The sequence below is a fragment of the Pseudoalteromonas sp. Angola-30 genome (assembly GCF_028599215.1).
GTDB lineage: Bacteria > Pseudomonadota > Gammaproteobacteria > Enterobacterales > Alteromonadaceae > Pseudoalteromonas > Pseudoalteromonas atlantica.
Genome location: NZ_JAQREI010000012.1, coordinates 59,800 through 79,581, shown reverse-complemented (window position 1 = coordinate 79,581; position 19,782 = coordinate 59,800). Strand labels below are relative to the sequence as shown.

Annotated in this window: 18 protein-coding genes; 6 read left to right on the top strand and 12 right to left on the bottom strand. The window is 41.2% G+C overall.

Annotated features, from left to right (window positions below; genetic code table 11):
• Positions 1-49: 49 nt before the first annotated feature.
• The 3 genes from PSH54_RS14645 to fahA all read left to right on the top strand — a co-directional run bounded on the left by PSH54_RS14645 (position 50) and on the right by fahA (position 5,596).
• Entirely contained in the window at positions 50-2,797 is a 2,748-nt protein-coding gene (locus PSH54_RS14645; RefSeq protein WP_273606426.1) for a metallophosphoesterase, read from the top strand.
• 308 nt (positions 2,798-3,105) lie between these two features.
• Positions 3,106-4,152, top strand: a complete 1,047-nt coding sequence (gene hppD, locus PSH54_RS14640; RefSeq protein WP_055253161.1) for a 4-hydroxyphenylpyruvate dioxygenase — start codon at positions 3,106-3,108, stop codon at positions 4,150-4,152.
• Positions 4,153-4,282: 130 nt separating this feature from the next.
• Positions 4,283-5,596 carry a fumarylacetoacetase gene (gene fahA / locus PSH54_RS14635; protein ID WP_273606425.1) on the top strand — a complete coding sequence of 438 codons (1,314 nt, stop codon included), beginning with the start codon at positions 4,283-4,285 and terminating at the stop codon, positions 5,594-5,596.
• 116 nt (positions 5,597-5,712) lie between these two features.
• Here the strand turns inward: fahA and putP are convergent, their stop codons facing one another.
• Positions 5,713-7,191: a sodium/proline symporter PutP gene (gene putP, locus PSH54_RS14630; protein ID WP_264390348.1), complete on the bottom strand. Its 1,479-nt coding sequence runs from the start codon at positions 7,189-7,191 to the stop codon at positions 5,713-5,715.
• Positions 7,192-7,525: 334 nt separating this feature from the next.
• Here putP and PSH54_RS14625 point away from each other — a divergent pair, with 334 nt between their 5' ends.
• Positions 7,526-8,749, top strand: a complete 1,224-nt coding sequence (locus PSH54_RS14625; protein WP_096041370.1) for an EAL and HDOD domain-containing protein — start codon at positions 7,526-7,528, stop codon at positions 8,747-8,749.
• Between the two features lie 81 nt (positions 8,750-8,830).
• On the opposite strand, the gene PSH54_RS14620 is transcribed toward PSH54_RS14625, so the two are convergent.
• From PSH54_RS14620 to ccmA, 10 genes are read right to left on the bottom strand one after another with little or no spacing between them, the layout of a single operon-like run.
• Entirely contained in the window at positions 8,831-9,562 is a 732-nt protein-coding gene (locus PSH54_RS14620) for an MlaA family lipoprotein (protein ID WP_273606424.1), read from the bottom strand.
• A 9-nt stretch (positions 9,563-9,571) separates the two neighbouring features.
• On the bottom strand, positions 9,572-10,822 hold the full coding sequence (gene ccmI, locus PSH54_RS14615) for a c-type cytochrome biogenesis protein CcmI (RefSeq protein WP_273606423.1): 1,251 nt from the start codon (positions 10,820-10,822) through the stop codon (positions 9,572-9,574).
• On the bottom strand, positions 10,822-11,283 hold the full coding sequence (locus PSH54_RS14610; RefSeq protein ID WP_004588327.1) for a cytochrome c-type biogenesis protein: 462 nt from the start codon (positions 11,281-11,283) through the stop codon (positions 10,822-10,824). The genes ccmI and PSH54_RS14610 overlap by 1 nt, the downstream gene beginning before the upstream one ends.
• Entirely contained in the window at positions 11,283-11,852 is a 570-nt protein-coding gene (locus PSH54_RS14605) for a redoxin family protein (RefSeq protein WP_029773820.1), read from the bottom strand. Before PSH54_RS14605 ends, PSH54_RS14610 begins: the two co-directional genes overlap by 1 nt.
• Positions 11,852-13,816: a heme lyase CcmF/NrfE family subunit gene (locus PSH54_RS14600; protein ID WP_029773819.1), complete on the bottom strand. Its 1,965-nt coding sequence runs from the start codon at positions 13,814-13,816 to the stop codon at positions 11,852-11,854. Before PSH54_RS14600 ends, PSH54_RS14605 begins: the two co-directional genes overlap by 1 nt.
• Position 13,817: 1 nt before the next feature.
• Positions 13,818-14,297 carry a cytochrome c maturation protein CcmE gene (gene ccmE / locus PSH54_RS14595; RefSeq protein WP_004588324.1) on the bottom strand — a complete coding sequence of 160 codons (480 nt, stop codon included), beginning with the start codon at positions 14,295-14,297 and terminating at the stop codon, positions 13,818-13,820.
• On the bottom strand, positions 14,294-14,497 hold the full coding sequence (gene ccmD, locus PSH54_RS14590) for a heme exporter protein CcmD (RefSeq protein WP_004588323.1): 204 nt from the start codon (positions 14,495-14,497) through the stop codon (positions 14,294-14,296). The genes ccmE and ccmD overlap by 4 nt, the downstream gene beginning before the upstream one ends.
• 3 nt (positions 14,498-14,500) lie before the next feature.
• On the bottom strand, positions 14,501-15,238 hold the full coding sequence (locus tag PSH54_RS14585) for a heme ABC transporter permease (RefSeq protein WP_004588322.1): 738 nt from the start codon (positions 15,236-15,238) through the stop codon (positions 14,501-14,503).
• Between the two features lies 1 nt (position 15,239).
• On the bottom strand, positions 15,240-15,926 hold the full coding sequence (ccmB, locus tag PSH54_RS14580; protein ID WP_004588321.1) for a heme exporter protein CcmB: 687 nt from the start codon (positions 15,924-15,926) through the stop codon (positions 15,240-15,242).
• Positions 15,926-16,546, bottom strand: a complete 621-nt coding sequence (ccmA, locus tag PSH54_RS14575) for a cytochrome c biogenesis heme-transporting ATPase CcmA (RefSeq protein WP_273606422.1) — start codon at positions 16,544-16,546, stop codon at positions 15,926-15,928. Before ccmA ends, ccmB begins: the two co-directional genes overlap by 1 nt.
• 113 nt (positions 16,547-16,659) lie before the next feature.
• Between ccmA and fliK the strand changes: the two genes are divergently transcribed.
• Positions 16,660-18,972, top strand: coding sequence for a flagellar hook-length control protein FliK (gene fliK / locus PSH54_RS14570; RefSeq protein WP_273606421.1), 2,313 nt, complete (start codon positions 16,660-16,662; stop codon positions 18,970-18,972).
• Between the two features lies 1 nt (position 18,973).
• Positions 18,974-19,294 carry an EscU/YscU/HrcU family type III secretion system export apparatus switch protein gene (locus PSH54_RS14565; protein WP_273606420.1) on the top strand — a complete coding sequence of 107 codons (321 nt, stop codon included), beginning with the start codon at positions 18,974-18,976 and terminating at the stop codon, positions 19,292-19,294.
• A 79-nt stretch (positions 19,295-19,373) separates the two neighbouring features.
• Here PSH54_RS14565 and PSH54_RS14560 read toward each other — a convergent pair whose 3' ends face one another.
• Complete coding sequence (locus tag PSH54_RS14560) at positions 19,374-19,775, bottom strand: DUF2802 domain-containing protein (RefSeq protein WP_004588317.1); 402 nt, start codon at positions 19,773-19,775, stop codon at positions 19,374-19,376.
• Positions 19,776-19,782: the final 7 nt, after the last annotated feature.

Genomic DNA, 19,782 nt, shown 5'->3' with positions numbered 1-19,782 from the left:
CTGGTATTATCTGCTGATTAATTTTTAACTAGTCTCAGGGACGCAGTACATGCGCTTGTTAACTTTATCTCACACCCTATTTTTAACCTTAAGCATTGTTTTTTTATCAGCCTGTGGTGGTTCAGACGATCAAGTTACAACTAACCCTAATGATCCCGTTGAGCCTGAGCCTAGCGAGTTAACAGTATCTACAACTACAGGTTTAGATGTCAGCCTTGATGAAGGAAGCTTTTTACTGACTGTACCTGCCAATGCCGTCTCTCAAAACACTGAACTTACACACGAAAAAACAGTATTAGATGATGCAAATGCACTACTAAATATTATCTCAGATATACACCTACTCACCCCAAGTACGCTTTCTTTTAGTAACCCAATAACAATTACCATAAAAATACCTGATGATTACCAATTAGGTGGCCAACTATTTATTGCTAGACAATCTGGCGATGGCTGGGAAGTTATTGATAACTCTTTTGTTGCAGATGGTTTTGTAAGTGCGCAAGTAACAACACTAGGAACCTTCGCTATTAAGATGCAGCGCAATGAGGCCTTTGCAGCTATAGGCCCAACGTGTGATGCCACAGCCACAGAGCAATCGGTTAGATTTGTTCATGTTGCCGACCTACATGCGCGATTCGGTTATGAGGAGCAATATTTTAGCCGCATAAAGGCCTACTACAACCAAGTACTTGCACAAACGCCGCATACCCTTTTTACCAACGGGGGGGATGACTACGAAAAAGGCACTGTTGCTGAGCAACTATCACAAGGTAGCGCTACAGAAGAAGCCATTAAAGCCATGCAGTTTGATTTACGTGTGGTCGGAAATCACGACTATGCATGGGGGCCAGAAAAACTATTAAGCTACTCGCAAGATGATAACGCCATAGTGCTTGCCAGTAATACACGCTATGAAGGCGAACAATTACAAGACTTTGCCGCTGTAGGCTTTGCTAAAGTACAAGTAGGCTGTGTGACCTTAGGTGTATTTGGCATGACCTCAGTACCTTGGAACGAGCTAGACGAACCGATAGATGATGAGCCTATACCTGATTTTATCAAACAATTTAAAATGAGCTGGCAGTGGCAACAAATAGCACAAAGTATAGTAAACCAATACCAAGGCGATGTTGACTACATGGTAATGCTAAGCCATTTAGGTGAAGGCTTAGACATTGATATGGCAACCGATGTAAGCGGTATTGATTTAGTGTTAGGCGGCCATACTCATGGCGGTGAAAGTTATAATACGCTCGAGAACGGCGCTGTGGTTATTCAGCCAGATTTTTACGCCAAAGGCATCACCGATGTTACTCTTACGTTTAACTTGCAAGATAAAACATCGCCAACAATAGATTACAGCACCATTGAAACTGACAGCATTAGCGAACGTGATGAACCAACTAAGCTGGCAATTGATGAAATTATGGGCCGATATGCGCCTGATGCAAACACAGAAATTGCTATTTCTGAAAACTACCCAAGTAGTTTAGAACTTGCAGAAATAACGGCTTTAGCTGCAGCCCATGCAAGTGATATAACGGCGGCCATGCTTAACCCAGAATTAGTACAAACGAGGTGGACACCAGGGACCTTAACACAAGAAGACTTTCATAAAGCCTACTATGTTGAGCGCCAGCCCTCTAACACTCCTGGCTTTAATTCGTTATATAGTGTAACGGTTACAGGTAGCGATTTAAACACCATGTTTGCCAGTCAGCCAGATTGGTTTTTACTCAAACCAGATGATATACAAGCTGCGAGCACTTATCAGGTTGCGTTGTTTAAAGGCGCAGCACTTAATCCCGAGCTATTTTTTAGCGGTGTTACCTTTTCAAACGTTGAAGCCATTGACGAAGCATGGTGGTTACTTGATCAATATGCGCGTTTTAGAACAAGCCAATGCTTATACCTAGATACCGATAATCAACTCTTTTCATGTAATGAGCAAAGTAATGTCACAGTGTGGAATTTTGACGATGCAAATAGCCCTTTGGCAGCAGATTATGGCCCTTCAGTATTGAGCTATTTTGACCCAGAACAAACAAACTGGGGCCCTGAAGAAACGCAATATAATACAACTCAAGCACTTGGTATTACTGATTTTGCTGATGGCAGCTCAGGTGTAATGGCGTTTTCACGCCACGCCCCTACCGAGGGGTTATTAATAACCCTAAATACACCTGCCAATGGTGATTATGCAAGTGAAGGAATGGTTTCTGATTACACCTTAGTAATGGATTTATATTGGCCAGAAGAAGGCAAAGATATTTATCGCGCTATCATGCAAGCAAACACACAAGATTACCTCACTGATGATGCCGATATGTTTATCGACCCAACGGGCGGTTATGGTAAATCAACTAGTGATAGTGGTTACTTTGGACAAACAGAGCCTGGAAACTGGCACCGAGTTGCATTTGTATTTTATACCGCCCCCAGTAATGGGGTATTTGAAGTGTACATAGATGGCGAGCTTGCTGGTGTTAAAGAAGACGGTGAAATAAATAACACCTGGGCATTAACGTCATCTGTTTTACTCTTTACAGATAACAACTTTGAAACAGTGCCCGGTTATTTAAACGCCCTTTTATATGCTGGGCGCGCCCTGACTCGAGACGAAATTAAAAGCATAGGCAGTGCACAATCAAAGCTGACATTTACCCCTACAACACGGGTATTAAACCAAGCTATTGAGCGCCATTACCAAGCAGCTCCAACCGTAAAACCTAACCTTTGGCTCGAGCAGCGCAACACGTTTTTTAACAATCGCACACAAAGTGTAAACAATTAAATACAAAAAACATTACGTAACTACATTTTTAAAAGAGGTTTTATTTTTATAAAACCTCTTTTTTATTTATTTATATCAACACCTTAAACTTTAATAAACGAAAAGCATCAAGCTAATACATGCTCGTTTACCCTAAAGCGTAAGGTATAAACCTATTGACTAAGTAAACGTCTTATTAAATTTACAGTTTGCTCAAATGCTAAATCTGCTCCCCCTCTTCCCCAAACTTAAAATCTAGTTGATTATCTAGCTCAACACGACAACAACACATAATCGCAGTAGCAATATTTATTGCAGGAGTAATAAAAATGAGTGAAGCAAATAATCCACTAGGTTTAGTTGGTATTGAGTTTACTGAATACGCAACACCTGATGCAGACTACATGGATAAAGTGTTTACTGATTTTGGTTTTTCAAAATTAAAAAAATTTAAAGGCAAAGATATTGTCTATTACAACCAAAACGACATTCACTTTTTACTAAATAACGAACGCGATGGTTTTTCTGCTGAATTTGCAAAAAGTCATGGCCCAGCAATTTGCTCTATGGGTTGGCGCGTTGAGGATGCACAGCATGCATTTGAAACAGCTGTAGCACGTGGTGCAAAACCCGCAACCGACTCAACCCATAAAGACTTACCTTATCCCGCCATTTACGGTATTGGCGATAGCCTGATTTACTTTATTGAGCAATTTGGTGATAAAGGGTCTATTTATGAGTCTGACTTTGAAGATTTATCATCACCTAATGTAGTTGAAGATAAAGGCTTTATACGTATAGATCACTTAACTAATAACGTTTACAAAGGCACTATGGAAACATGGGCAAACTTTTACAAAGACGTATTTGGTTTTACAGAAGTACGCTATTTCGATATTAAAGGTCAAAAAACAGCGCTGCTATCGTATGCATTAAAATCACCCTGTGGCACCTTCTCAATTCCTATTAATGAAGGTAAAGGCAATGACAACAACCAAATTGACGAGTATTTAGGCGAATATAATGGCCCTGGTGTACAACATCTCGCGTTTTTAACTGACGATTTAGTTAGCTCGCTTGATAAGCTTGATAAATCGACCATTGCTACTTTAGACATTATTCCTGAGTATTACGACACTATTTTTGACCGTGTGCCGTGGGTTGCAGAAGATAAAGAAAAAATTCGCGAGCATCAAATATTAGTCGATAGCCAAAGTGAAAACTGCTACCTATTACAAATTTTCTCTAAAAACCTATTTGGACCTATTTTTATAGAAATGATCCAACGTGTAGATGATGGTGGTTTTGGTGAAGGTAATTTCCAAGCATTGTTTGAGTCAATTGAGCGAGACCAAGAGCGCCGCGGCGTTTTATAACTTTTTTGAGTAAATTAAAAGCAGCGATCTTCGCTGCTTTTTGTCGTTTTAATATTTAAAAAGTAGGGTGCAAGATACAAGTATGCTTAAATAAATGCATGCACCCAACATCAAACCTAAAGGATAAGTAATGAGCCAAATTAACGAAACCCACGACATTAATTTAACTAGCTGGGTAGAGTCGGCCAATATTAAAGGCTGTGACTTCCCGATTCAAAATTTACCTTTTGCAGAATTTCGTACTAAAAACACAAATGAAGAATTCAGAGGCGGGGTTGCTATTGGCGATCAGGTTATTGATTTAGCAAAATTGAGCCACTTAAACATTTTTACCGGTGATGCTAAAGCAGCCCTGGATGCAGCAAGCGAATCAACACTAAATACATTTATGGGTTTAGGGGAGCAATACTGGTCAGCACTGCGCTTAGCGCTTTCAAAAGCATTGCGTGAAGGCGCACAGCAACAAAAAGAAATGCAAAGTACCCTTATTGCTCAAGCTGATATAGAGTTTTCACTGCCGTGTCGTATTGGTGATTACACCGACTTTTATACCTCAATTTACCATGCAACAGCCGTTGGTAGCTTATTTAGACCAGACAACCCGCTTTTACCAAACTATAAATGGGTGCCGATTGGCTATCATGGCCGCTCTTCATCTATTGATGTATCGGGGCAAACGTTTCACCGCCCTAAAGGGCAAACTAAAGCGCCCGATGCAGATACTCCATCATTTGGCCCATGTAAGCGCCTAGATTACGAGTTAGAGCTCGGTATTTACTTAGGCAAAGGCAATGAGCTGGGTGATGCTATCGCCATTGAAAACGCTGAAAACCATGTATTTGGTTTTTGTGTATTTAATGATTGGTCAGCACGGGATTTACAAGCATGGGAATACCAACCATTAGGCCCGTTTTTAGCTAAAAACTTTGCATCAACCGTATCGCCTTGGATTGTCACCACTGAAGCACTTGCACCTTTTAGAACTAGCTGGACACGTGATGAAAACGATCCACAGCCAATGCCGTACCTAGAATCTGCCGCTAATCGCGAGCTAGGTGCATTTGATATTCAAATGGATGTTAAAATTCAGACTCAAAAAATGCGTGATGAAAACCACCAACCTACGCAGGTCTCTGCCTCAAGCTTCAAACATTCATATTGGACTGTGGCGCAAATGGTGACCCATCACACTGTAAATGGCTGTAACTTTATGCCAGGTGATATGCTCGGCTCTGGCACGCAGTCAGGCCCTACACATGAAGAAGCGGGCTCTTTATTAGAGCTTTCTCGTGGTGGTAAAGAAAAAATAACCCTGAGTAATGGTGAGCAACGCAGCTTTTTAGAAGATGGCGATAATGTAATTATGCGCGGCTGGTGTGAAAAGCCAGGCTATGCCCGTATTGGCTTTGGTAGTGTAGAAAGCACTGTATTACCTGCTAAATAACTTATTGGTTATCGATATGTCCTAAATAAGCAAACACATTTGAGGACAACACATAGCAAATAAAAAAGCCACCTAGTTAAACTAGGTGGCTTTTTCGTATCTACAGTACGGGTTGATTAAAGCTCTTTTTCAACCTCATCAAATAGCGCAGTAATATTTTGCGCTGGCTCTTTCGTCGCTAAGCTTACAACGACAATTGCAATGCTTGCTAAAATAAAGCCTGGTACAATTTCGTACATGTAACTGCTTAAGCTTTGTCCATCAATCATAAATGGTGAGTAAATCCAAAACAGAACCGTACCAGCACCAACAACCATACCTGCTAGTGCGCCTTCAAAGTTCATGCGTTTCCAGTACAGGCTAAATAAAACCAGTGGGCCAAATGCCGCACCAAAACCTGCCCATGCATTACTTACTAAGCTTAATATTGAGCTGTCTCTATCGTACGCTAAGTAAATAGCACACAAAGCGACTGCTGCTACACTAATACGCCCTACAGTAACAAGCTCTGTGTCGCTTGCTTCTTTGCGTAAAAACGTTTTGTAAAAATCTTCAGTTAACGAACTTGAGCTAACAAGTAACTGCGAAGAAATTGTACTCATGATTGCAGCTAAAATAGCCGCCAATAAGAAACCAGCAATTAATGGGTGGAATAATAACTCAGAAAGAATTAAGAAAATGGTTTCTGGGTCTTCAACAACAATGTTGTTTTCGTAAGTGTACGCGGCACCAAATAAACCAGTACCCACAGCACCAATGGCTGCAACTATCATCCATGTCATACCAATACGGCGAGCCGTTGGCATATCTTTTACGCTACGCACCGACATAAAACGTACAATAATATGAGGTTGACCAAAGTAGCCTAAGCCCCATGCCATTGCCGAAATAATCCCTAATGCAGAGCCTGCACCTATCCAATTAAGCATATCGGGGTTAACGCTATGAAGTGTTGACTCTAGCGGTTGATCTAATAAAGAGTAAGCAACGGTCGGTACCAGTATCAAGGCAATAAACATAATACAGCCTTGCACAAAGTCAGTTAAGCTAACTGCTAAGAAGCCACCAAATAAGGTATATAAAACAACAACACCAGTGGTGATGTATAAACCCATTTCGTAACTTAAGCCAAACGAGCTTTCAAACAATTTACCGCCTGCTACAACACCTGATGATGTATAAAGCGTAAAGAACACAATAATTACTACCGCAGAAACTACACGTAAAAGGTTTGATTTATCATTAAAACGATTAGAGAAGTAGTCTGGGATTGTGATTGAATCGTTTGCTTTTTCAGTGTAAACACGCAAACGAGGCGCAACTAAAAAGTAGTTTAACCACGCACCAATAACCAAGCCTATTGCTATCCATGTGCTACTAAAGCCAGTAACGAACATAGCGCCAGGTAAGCCCATTAAAATCCAACCGCTCATATCCGATGCGCCAGCAGATAATGCTGCAACACTTGGAGATAAGCTACGTCCACCTAGCATATAACCCGAAACATCACTTGTAGACTGTTTGTATGCATAAAGTCCAATGCCAAGCATGACTATAAAATACAATACCAGTGAAATAATCATTCCTGTTTCCAAATTCGCCTCCACAAAGTTGTATAAAACAGGCTTTTAATCCTAATAATGACTCTTAAAATATTATAATAAAGACACTATTGGGGTAAAAACCATCCGTCTTGACTATACCATGCTTAAAGGTGATAACTCCAACTTGTTACACTGAAGTGAACAAAAAACAGCCGTATTGACTATTTAACCCTCAAACACCCGATATACGGTAAATTTATTTACATATATAGCTAATATTTAATAACAATTCATTAAATCAATAATAATTACCTAATGCTATTTCGAACTTTTTGCCATATATTATAGCCATTGCTAATAATTATTATTTTGTACGGAACTATTTATGTATTTTTATGCTGCACGCCAACCTATTTTAGACCGCGAAAAGGAGCTTGTTGGATACGAGTTATTATTTCGTGATGGCGTTGATAATGTATTTCCAGACATAGACGGTGACGAAGCAACAACGAAACTAATCGAAGGGAGTCAGTTTAATTTTGGCTTAGAAGATTTAACTGGCAACAAGCCCGCCTATATTAACTTTACCCTAGAAACCTTACTTAAAGGTTACCCTACTATGTTAGGGAAAGAGACGGTCGTTGTAGAAATCCTTGAAACAGTGCAACCAGGTAAGCGCTTACTGGCTATTGTTAAAGATTTAAAAGAAAAAGGCTACACCCTAGCGCTTGATGATTACATTCACCAACCAGTATGGCGCCATTTTTACCCGTTTATCGATATTTTAAAAATAGACTTTTTAACCACTGATGAAGATGCAATAAAAACCATAATTAACGATATTAAAGCCTATCCACACATCAAGCTTTTGGCTGAAAAAGTAGAAACCTATGAAGCCTATAATTTAGCTCTTGAGCTTGGGTTTGAATATTTTCAGGGGTTCTTTTTTTCAAAGCCTGAAATGGTACAAAGTAAAGCACTGCCGCCATCAGAAATGGCATTAGCAGAGCTGCTTTACGAAACCTCATCTGTTGAAATGGATCTTAAAAAGATAACCGATGTGTTTGAACGTGACGTAAATCTATCATACAAGTTATTGCGTTATTCAAACTCAGCTGCGTTTGCGCGCAGAGCCGAAATAAACACAATCAAACAAGCACTCATCGTCCTTGGCGCTAACGAAATTAAAAAGCTGTTATCTTTATTATTCGCAGCGCAAGTTTCTGCCGATAAACCTGTCGAGCTAATTAGGCTTTCGCTAACACGTGCACGATTTGGTGAACTACTTGCTATTTCACACGGGCAGTTTAAAGATACCGGTATGGCCTTTTTAACTGGCATGATGTCGCTTATGGACGCCATTTTAGATGAAACCATGGAAAGCGTTATGCAAAAGCTCCCGCTGTCTGCAGAGATAAAAGCTGCGCTATTGAATGACGAAGGCCTGCTTGCTCAGTATCTAAACTTGGTTAAGTTTTATGAGCACGCAGATTGGGAAGCCGCCAACGAAATTGCTAAACAGTTAAATTTAGGCGAAGAAGTTGCCAATGCATACCATGACGCCTTAACGTGGGTTAATGAGCAAATGCAGCTGATGGTTAAAGAATAATAAACATCAGAATCTGTTTATTTAAGCTCAAAATACACATAAAAAATGCCAGCAATTGCTGGCATTTTTTATAGCTGTTATTTATAAGCTTTCTAAGAAGTCTTCATCAAAGTCTTCAGGCTCTTCTTTGATTGGAGGATTGCCGTCGTATAGCTCATAAAGCTGACGCTGGAAGTATATGTCTTTAACAAATAAATACGGGTCGAGTGAATCATTAAGTAAGCCTTCTTGCGAGATAAGCGAAGCACGAGCTTCAACCGCTTTAAGCGCAAAAACTAAAATAGTTTGAGGCGTAGTCAGAGCGATTTCTGGTAACACAAAGTTATCAACTACATCGCCTGTTAAGTTACGTGCTGTAGTCGGCCCCATTGCTGGCAGCATAATATATGCGCCATCGCCAACGCCCCACACGCCCAATGTTTGGCCAAAGTCTTCATCTACCAGCTCAAGTCCAAGTGAACTTGCAACATCAAAAATACCAAATACACCTACCGTAGAGTTAACTAAAAAACGCGCTAAACTCACGCCTGCGTTGCCCGCTTTACCTTGTAGCCCTGCGTTTATCATATCAACAGGCGCACTAATATTATCGGTAAAGTTAACAATCCCATTGCGTACAGGCACAGGGGTCACTTCTACATACCCTACAGCCACAGGGCGTAAAATATAAGCATCAAGAATATCCATATTAAAGTCGTACAATGGACGGTTAATGCTTTGTAGCGGATCGCGCTCATCAACTTTGTTTTCTGGTACTTGTGCACATCCGGCTAGCACCAATAAACATAAAAAAGTAAAACTATGCTTTAACATCTAATGTCCTTAAGGTATTAATGTATCAATTTGAAGTTGGTAGTCACTTACGTTTTCACGTTGTAGTGTCTCAGAGTGACCCTCTAACTCACCACTACTTGGCATAACTGACTCATCGATTGAGATCCGCGCTGTGATCACAATATCTTTAGCACTTGATAAGTTTAACCCATCAACCATTGCATTAGCATCAGTGAGTTGCACCGTTAGCGGAAAGCTGTATTCATTTAGTTTAACAACCGCTAATGGCATAGGAGAGCCTTGAGCAGCCTTGGCAAAAATAAATAAAGTCCCCTGCTGTGGCTGCTTATCGAAAAGCTCATTCGCTAAGCTCACAGTAACACTAATAGCACTATTAGCAGAGACCGGCATTACAGAGCCCTCATTTTGCATTTGTTGCTCTATATCGGAAATACGCTGCGCTATCATTGAGTAGCGCGTATCGCTTTTATCCATGCTTGCCAGTAATACTTCAAACGCCGCTTTGGCTTGCGGCCAGTCCTTGCGCTCATAGGCAATAAGCGCTAATAAAGAAATAGCATCAAGGTTTGTTGGTTCAACCTTTAGCACTTTAGATAGCATACCCGCTGCACGCGTCATGTTCTCTTCACTGCCTTCAAGCAGTAAAACTTGGCTGTAGCTAATGAGTACTTGCATGTTGTCTGGGTTCATTCGCAGGGCTTTATCAAACGATTGCTGCGCCATATCAAATTCGTTTAACGACATGGCTACACGTCCAAGCAGCATCCACGCAACTTCGTCATCGCCTGATTCACTAAGCTTAGTGCGCAGCGCTAAAGCAAACGCTTGCAACTCGTTTTGAGTTAGTGGCTCACCTTTTTGCATTACCGCACGCTCGCCATAATCTGCAAGGTTATCCATTGCATCATACCACGCTGCTATTTGCTGCTGGCTCCCTGTAAAGGTGTAAAAAACACCGGTGAGGGCTAATAAAAATGCTGCGCCTGTTAAAGCAAAAATACGGTTATTACCTTTGCTATTAAGCGATTTTTCTGGTGAAAGCTCGTTCAATAAACGACGTTTTAGCTCAATAACCGATTCACTGTGGCTTTGTGCATCAATACGTTGATTGTCTAAGTCGTTTTGCAGCTCAACTAAACGCTGCTCGTAAATGCTGATCAATTCTGCATTAGCATTGTGAGTAATGGTTTGCACGCGCTCTTTTTTTAAAAAAGGCAACATAATGAAAGCCAGTGCAACTAGTGTGAGTAAAGCAAAACACGCCCACATTAAAATCATTAATTTTGCTCCTGACGTTTATTTTCTGCAATTAACTTAGCAAGTTTTGCTTCATCATCGCTGTTCCAGGTTTGCTTAACTGACGCCTTACGCTGGCGAATTACAATAAAACCAAAACCCAAAATAACAATAAGTACAGGTAAAACCCAAAGTACTAATGTGGCTGGTGTTACAGGCGGATCGTAATGAACAAAATAACCGTATCTGTCTATCATGTAATCGATTACTTCGTCTTTTGTTTTACCTTCTTTTACCAACGCGAGTACCTTGTCGCGTAAATCTTTTGCAACAATGGCATCAGAGTCTGCAATATTTTGGTTTTGACATTTAGGGCACCTGAGCTCTTTGGTTAACTCTTCAAAGCGCACGGCTTGTTGGTTATTGTCAAACTGGTAGCGATCTTGCTCGGCATACACTGCCATACTTATAAAAAAGCTCAGGGTTAATAAAAACACTCGCATTAATTTAGCTCCTGCATAACAGGGGCAAATTTAGCACGCCATACGCGCGGGTTTAGATCCCCTGTATGGTGTAATAAAATTTTACCCGTTTTATCCACTAAAAATGTTTCAGGGGCACCTGATACACCTAAATCAAGTGACAAGGTACGGTGCAAGTCTAAAATATTAAACTGGTATGGGTCGCCAGCACGGCTGAGCATATCACTCACATCGGTACGCAAAGCTTGCATATCAAATGGACCATCAAAATCGGCATCGTAGCCTTGTACATAGTACAAACCAATAATTTTTACGCCTTGCTCACGCAGCTTGGTTAAATACCCAAGTTCAACTAAACATGTAGGGCACCAAGTCCCCCATACATTAAGTAAATAAACTTCGCCTTTTAGGCTTTCATCTGTCCAGCGCTTATCATCTTGCATTAAATCAGGCAGGTTAAACGCAGGCATCGTTTGGCCTAGTCGACCGGTTTGAATTTCACGCGGGTTGGCAAACAAACCTTGATACAAAAATACACATAAAAATATGAATATTAATAACGGTGCTAAAGCTAAAATTTTACGGTTCATTACGCATTCTCCAACGCTTTTTTTCGTGTACTTGCTGATGTACGGTAGCGTTTATCAAATAAAATCATAAACCCTGCAAGCGATATAAGTACACCGCCTATCCACATCCAACGCACGAAAGGTTTGTGATAAATACGCAGTGACCATGCCCCTTTACTTAATTGCTCACCAAGCGCTAAATATAGGTCGCGAGTAAAGCCGGCATCAATTGCCGCTTCGGTCATAAATTGCATACCAATATCGTATTTGCGTTTTTCTGCATGTAACTCAGTCACTAGTTTATCGTTATTGAATACCGACACTACACCAGCATGCCCACTGTAGTTAGGGCCGCGTATTGATTTAACGCCATCAAATCGGTATTCGTATTGGTTAAGCGTAACAATATCGCCTTGCTTCATAGAAACATCACGCTCTACCGAGTACGCCGAAGTAAGCGTAACGCCTGCAATAACAAATGCTAAACCAACGTGACCTAGCACCATTGCCCAGTAGCTAATGCCTAAACGTTTAATGCCTTCTTTTAGCGTTCCGTGAACCGACGCCTTGGCGTATAAATCTATAGCAGTTGAGACTGCAACCCATACACCTAATGTGGTTGCTAATAATGTAAGTGGTTTTACGACATCGTAGCTTGAGAACAACCACGCACAGGTAATAACAACACTTATTAACACACCTATTAATACTTTATTTTGTAGTACAGCCCACTTGTTTTGTTTCCAACGAAGAAAAGGCCCTATTCCCATTAATATGGCAAATGGTACTAATAAAATGGCAAACATTTTATTAAAGAACGGTTCGCCAATAGAAATACTGCCTAGGCCCATTTCTTTATGCACCATAGGTAACAAAGTACCTAAAAGAACAATTAATGTGGCTACCACTAAAAAGATGTTGTTAAGCCATAAGGCCACTTCGCGTGATACAAACTTGTAACGGCCTTCGCTTTTAACTTGTGATACGCGCAGCGCATACAACGATAAACCGCCGCCAACAACAATGCCTAAAAAGGCTAGAATGAATAAACCTCTATCGGGGTCAGTGGCAAATGCATGCACCGATACAATAATACCTGAGCGAACAATAAAGGTGCCTAATAAGCTTAGGGAGAATGCAGCGATGGCAAGCAGCACAGTCCACGATTTAAATACACCGCGCTTTTCTGTCACGCTCAAAGAGTGCAATAAAGCCGTAGCGACTAGCCAGGGCATAAGCGATGCGTTTTCTACCGGATCCCAAAACCACCAGCCACCCCAGCCAAGCTCAGAATAAGCCCACCAGCTGCCTATGGTTATTCCTAAACTTAAAAAGCCCCAAGCAGTCATCGTCCATGGGCGAGACCATTTAGCCCAGGTGTTATCAAGTTTACCTGTTAAAAGTGCTGCAATAGCAAATGAAAACGCAACCGATAACCCCACATATCCCATATACAGTAATGGCGGATGAATGATCATACCGGGGTCTTGTAGAAGCGGATTTAAATCACGCCCTTCAACAGGGAAATACGGCAGTAAGCGTTCAAACGGACTTGAAAGCAGTAGTGTGTACATCATAAAACCGACACCTAAAAAGCCAAGCACACCTAAAACGCGTGCACGCAACACCCAAGGTAGGGATTTAGAACGCATAGCAACTACGGCGGTCCACCCTGCTTGCATTACAAGCCACAGTAAAATAGCGCCTTCGTGCCCACCCCACGTAGAGGTAATTTTATAATACCAAGGCAACGTACTACTTGAATGGTACGCCACATAAGATACCGTAAAGTCATCTGTTAAGCTGGCATAGATAAGCGCAGCAAACGAGAGAAGTACAAAAGCAAATTGCCCAACGGCTAAAGACGGGGCCGCACGCATTAAACGAAGATTACCGGTATGCGCGCCCCACAGCGGAAAAATACACAGTAAAACGCTTAGCACCATGGCAAGCGTTAAAGAAAAATAACCAAGTTCTGGGATCATATTAGCTACCGCTATCTAGGTTGTATTTTGGTTTTTCGTGTTTAATTCCTTTTACGGCTTCTGCTACTTCTGCTGGCATGTATTCTTCATCATGCTTAGCCAGTACTTCAAAAGCTTCAATCACGTTTGGTTCTACAAGCACACCTTGCGCTACAATACCTTGGCCTTCGCGAAATAAGTCAGGCAAAATGCCTTGGTATTTAATTGTTACCAATGGCCCAGTATCAATCAGTTTAAAGCTGACTTGTAAACTTTGTTCATTACGAATGACAGAACCCGGCACAACCATACCGCCAATACGCAACTTTTGCCCTATTTGCGGTTTTTCTTTATCTGGGCCTTTGCCGTCTATTAGCTCGCTTGGTGTATAAAATAAGTTTATGTTTTCTTGTAGCGCATAAAGCACTAGGCCTACAGAGGCACCAATACCAAACAGTACTGCAATAATTACCAATAGGCGTTTTTTACGTCTTGGGTTCATGAGATTTGTTCCTGCTTCGCTTTTTTAATTCGCGCTTCGCGCGCAACTTGCTGCTCTACTGAGGCCATAATACGTTTTGTATCACGTAAAGAGCTAAATAAAATGCCCAACAAAATTAAGGCGCATGTACCAAATGAAAGCCACACGTAAAACCCGTAGCCTCCCATTGCAATAAAATCAGAAAAAGAGTCAAACTGCATAATTTACCCCTTACTTAACAAGGCTCGAACCCAAGGTCGATGCTTTTCACGTTGTAATATTTCATTTTTAAGGCGAATTAACGTTACAGTGCCCACAAACGCTGCAAATGCTAAAATATTTACCATAAGCGGCCAAAACATACTTGGGTCAATGGCTTTTGTATCAAGCTTTGTGATTGTTGCGCCTTGGTGCAGGGTGTTCCACCACTCTACGGAGTAGTGAATAACAGGTAAATTAATTACCCCTACAATGGCTAAAATAGACGCTGCGCGCCCTGCTGATTTTTTATCTTCAAAGGCATGGTAAAGCGACAGCACGCCTAAGTATAAAAACAATAAAATAAGTTCAGAGGTTAAACGTGCATCCCATACCCACCAAGCACCCCACATAGGTTTACCCCATGCAGCGCCGGTAATTAAGGCAATAGCTGTAACACATGCTCCCACCGGGGCAATAGCAATTACAGCAAGTTCAGCGTTACGTAATTGCCACACTAAAGCGACAATAGCTGCTATAGCCATAGAAGAGTATGCGCCCATAGACAAAATAGCCGATGGAACATGAATGAAAATAATACGGTAGCTGTCTTTTTGTTGATAATCAGCTGGTGCAAAACCTAAGCCCCAAATCCAACCAACAAGCATACTTATAACCGTAACAACGGCAAAATAAGGCAGTAACGTATTACATAATTGATATGCGCGCTCTGCTTTTGCGTAGGGATGTAACCACTTCCACATATTAACTTACACTCACTTTTAATGCTGACGATATGGCGATGGGTGCGCACATAATAGCAACTACTAACATGGCCCCAAGAATGGCAAGCTGCCCGCTATAATCCAGCGACATAGTACTGGTATCAATGGCTGACGTTGCAAAAATTAAAACAGGAATATACAAAGGCAACACTAATAGGCTCATTAAAATGCCGCCTTTTTGTAATCCCACAGTAAGGCCAGCCCCAATTGCACCAATAAAGCTTAATAATGGCGTGCCTAATAATAATGTTAATACGGTCGCTAACAGCGCAGAGCTCTCTAAATTAAGCAATAAAGCAAATAACGGTGTCATTAATACTAATGGTAAACCGGTAACAACCCAATGCGCCGCGACTTTAGCCAACACGGTGAGTGATAGCGGGTACGATGAAGCAATTAGCTGCTCCAACGAGCCATCGTTATAGTCGTCTCTGAACAATTTATCGAGTCCAAGCATGGTAGAGAGCAAAGCTGCTACCCAAATAATACCTGGCGCCATTCTGTTTAATAGACCGGGCTCTGGGCCAATTGCTAACGGAAATAAAGAAATAACAATGAGAAAAAACAAGATAGGATTGATAATTTCAGCGCGCTGGCGAAATGCAAGCTTTACATCTTTACTAAATACCGCACTAAACAGCAGCCAATATGAATGTTGACGAGTCATCAGTAACGATACTCCAAGGTCACCGTTTGTAGGTTTTCAAACTGTGTTGTTAAATCTTGATGGGTTGTTAGTAAAATAGCGCCACCACTTTTTAAGTGCTCAGAAAAACGTTTTTGTAAAAAAGCAACGCCATTTTTATCAAGTGCAGTAAAGGGTTCATCAAGCACCCATAGTTTTGCATCACTTAACCATAATCGCACTAAAGCGACACGACGCTGCTGCCCTGCAGAGAGCATTCTTACCGGCACATCTTCAAGGCCCACTAAGCCAAGCTTAGCTAAAATTGGATATAAGTCGGGCTCATTTGTATAGCCGTTAATGTGTAACCAATGGCGTACGTTTTCCAGTGCGCTGAGCTGCACATTGACACCGGTTTTATGGCCTATAAATAGCAGGTCTGTGGCGTACTCTTCATAATGCTTGGTAATAGCTTGCTGGTTATAAAGAATAGCGCCTTCATCAGGCACACTAAAGCCTGCGACAATACGCAATAATGATGTTTTGCCAGCCCCGTTAGGACCTGCTAATTGCATGATTTGACCGCTATTTAGGCTAAAATTAAGATCCGCAAACAAACAACGTTCTTGCTTGATGCAGGTGACGGACTTAATGTGTAACAAGATGACGTTTCTCTATGCCAAAAATTAGGCGTTAGTCTACCATAATGATAGGGTAATACGAATATTGCTTTAAAATCGATTCACGAAAATTAGCGAAAACTTGATTTAAAATAATGAATAATCCAACGCAAATCACATTATCTAATTCATTGGTTAATAACCAAAGCGCCCCGAGCACTTCGCACGAATTAGTACAATTACCCGAGCAGGTACTTGCGGCTAAAAATATTCAGTTTTCAAAAGGCTCAATTACACTCGATGTTTTAATAGATAAACACTGGCAAACTCTACGCTTAGGCATAACGCATGCCCCTCAAAATACAGACAAAATAGCAAGTGCTAACATACAGCTCAGCGCTGATGGAAAGCAACTAAATATTACTGCCAACAATACTAATATTACACTTAGCAACGCATCACAACTGCAGCGTTTTTTAAATTATGTTAGTACCGGTAGTGAAATACAAAGTAAACCCTTGCCAGTCAATGTACAGCTTTCGCCGTCACCGCAGCTTATGATACCTAGCCTTAATGCCAGTATTGCAATTAACAAAGAAACCGCACAGCTGTTAAATACCGAGCAGCCATTACAGGTACTTATTAATACAACCAATAAAGGCGCACAAATAAATGTTATTAACCGCTTTGCTGACACCGTTCATACTCAAACTCTCAGCCAACATAAAATTTCGCAGCTATTAACTAACTTACTGCCCAGCGCGCAACTACAAGCAACGCCTAAATTAGCTATTATTTCGCACCCTCAGCATAGCGGCTCGTTCACAACCCCGATAACCAATAAACAGCTTAGTGAATTGCCTAGCAAGCCCGTGGCAGTCAATATTACTAATCAAGCAGATAAGCTGCTCATTAAAACTAACTTACCTAAAATGCAGGTCGCACTTAATAACTCATTTAGTAAACCCTTTACCGACTTGGTTTTATCACAGCAGCAAAATGCAGCCAGCCCCCCCGCTGATAAAACAAGCCCGCAGTTAAGTGCACAAAGCCCTATAAAGTCATGGTTACAAAGTAGCTTTAGTGATATAAAAACGCGAATTAACGATGCCGTTAAATACTTTGAAAACAAACCCTTTGCGAGTAAAACGCCGCCTTTGCAGGCTCAACAAGCTAAGCTTGATGTAAATAAAACGCCTACACAAATAAACACGCTAACAAACCCTAATTTAAGCAAGCTAAATATAACCGCAGAAGTTGCTAATCATTCTTTTACCCCTAGCAGCCCTTTAGCTAAACACTTTGCGCAGCTTCCTCCTTTAGTGCAAATAACCCAGCAATTAAAGGCGAGTGTGTCGTTATGGCAATCAGCAAACAATAAAGCTCAGCCCCATGCAGTGAGCGCCCAACCAACAAATGTAAGTACGCAAGGCAACTCTTCTGTGCCGCTGAGTTTAAAAACACTACATGCCACAACTTCACAGGTAAATACTCCTAACCAACCCAGTTTGTCTCACTCACTTTTTAACACAGCTGTAAGTCAGCAGTTACAACCAACAGAGGCTAAACTTTTAACCTCGCTTTTAAATTTGCCAACAGAGAGTGAGCGCCCAAATAGCGCTTCCAACCCTAAAACATTGTTGAGTAGCCAAATTACTGACATAGCAAGTAAAGCTACTCAAAATACACCTGATCTTACGCGTTTAGTGAATCAAGCTTTTAATAGAATGGTCTCCAGTACTAATGTGCACCCAGCCACCATACAGCGAGAGCTTTTAAGTACCTTACAACCGCTTACTACGCCAAACGACACACTACAAAGTAGCTTTACAAAAGGGCTTGAGCAACTTGCGGTTACTATTTTAGCGGCGCCAATAATAAGCCAATCAAGTACTTCACTAACGTTTAATAACCACACAGGCGTGGATGCCCTACTTAATGTGCTTTTACCTACTTTTAAAGTAGGTAATGGCGCGGATAAACTATTAGAGCAACTTCAACAAACACAAATACAAGAGCTTGCCCCAGAGCTGCTACAAGTTAAAAATACCCTTAGCCAAGTACAAGTAACTACGCCAAACCAACAAAGCGACACAACCCCGCTAGCACAGTTTTTATTTCCGATGAAACTTCCGCCTGAAGCGGGACAAACAGAGATAACCTTAGGGCAATATAAAAAAGCCAGTGTAGATAAAACCGAAAAAAACGTGTGGTTTGTTAGATTAAATTTTGATTATGCACAGCAAGGGCAATTACAAATAGTGGCTGAGCTTATGGACAAAGCGCTCGATTGCCAGCTACTTGCCTCTAGCCAAGAAGTAAGTGCAATTGCACACCCTCACTTAGATAGCCTCAGGGCTAAATTAGCTCAGCATGGCTTGCAAGTAGGCGAGCTAAACTTAAAACGCGGAGATGCTAGTCATCAAGCGTTTTATCAATCGCATGCCATTATAAATATTAAGGTTTAACATGACTGACACCTCTAATTTAGCAGCAAATAATAAATTCGCGATTGGCCTGTTGTATGAAGCAGGAAGCACCCCCGCGGTAAGTGTAAAAGGGTTTGGCGAGTTGGCCGATGAAATAATCGCAGCAGCGAAACAAAAAGGCATTATGATCCACCAAGATGAAGCACTTGCTAAAACACTCTCACACTTAGAATTGGGAGAGGAAATACCTAAAGAGCTTTATTATGTTATTGCTGAATTGATTGCTTTTTCGTACGTGCTTCGTGGGCAGTTCCCACCTGGCTGGCAAGACTTTCAAGGTAAGCTAAATGTAAAGGCATAACTAGGTGGATAAATTATATCTCCCCATTTATTAAGTATTACTGCACATTGGTATTGTGTAGTTAAAAGCAAAAAAGACGCTAGGCGTCTTTTTGTTTATGTAACGAAAATAATAGTTCAGCCTCAGCCCTAGGAAGCTCGCACTCGCGTATCACCTCATCTAAATCTGCGCCAAGCTCAACCATTTTAACAGCACGAGAATATATTTTTGCGTCTGGGTCATCATATTTTTGGGCAGCTTGTTGTTGCATCAACTCTTGATTTTGTTGCTCAACTTCAAGTACGCGCTTACCTATACTTAAAAGCCCTGTTCTGAGCTCAGACACTTCACTGCGTAATATATGTGTTTGCTCTGAGGTATCTTTTAATTGCTGTGATACCGCATTAAGCTCCGCCGACTGTTTATTTTTTAATGCAACAATTAGCGCCAGCGATATTAAACCTATCCCTAGCGCTGCTATTGCGATACTGAGTAACAACATAATTTTA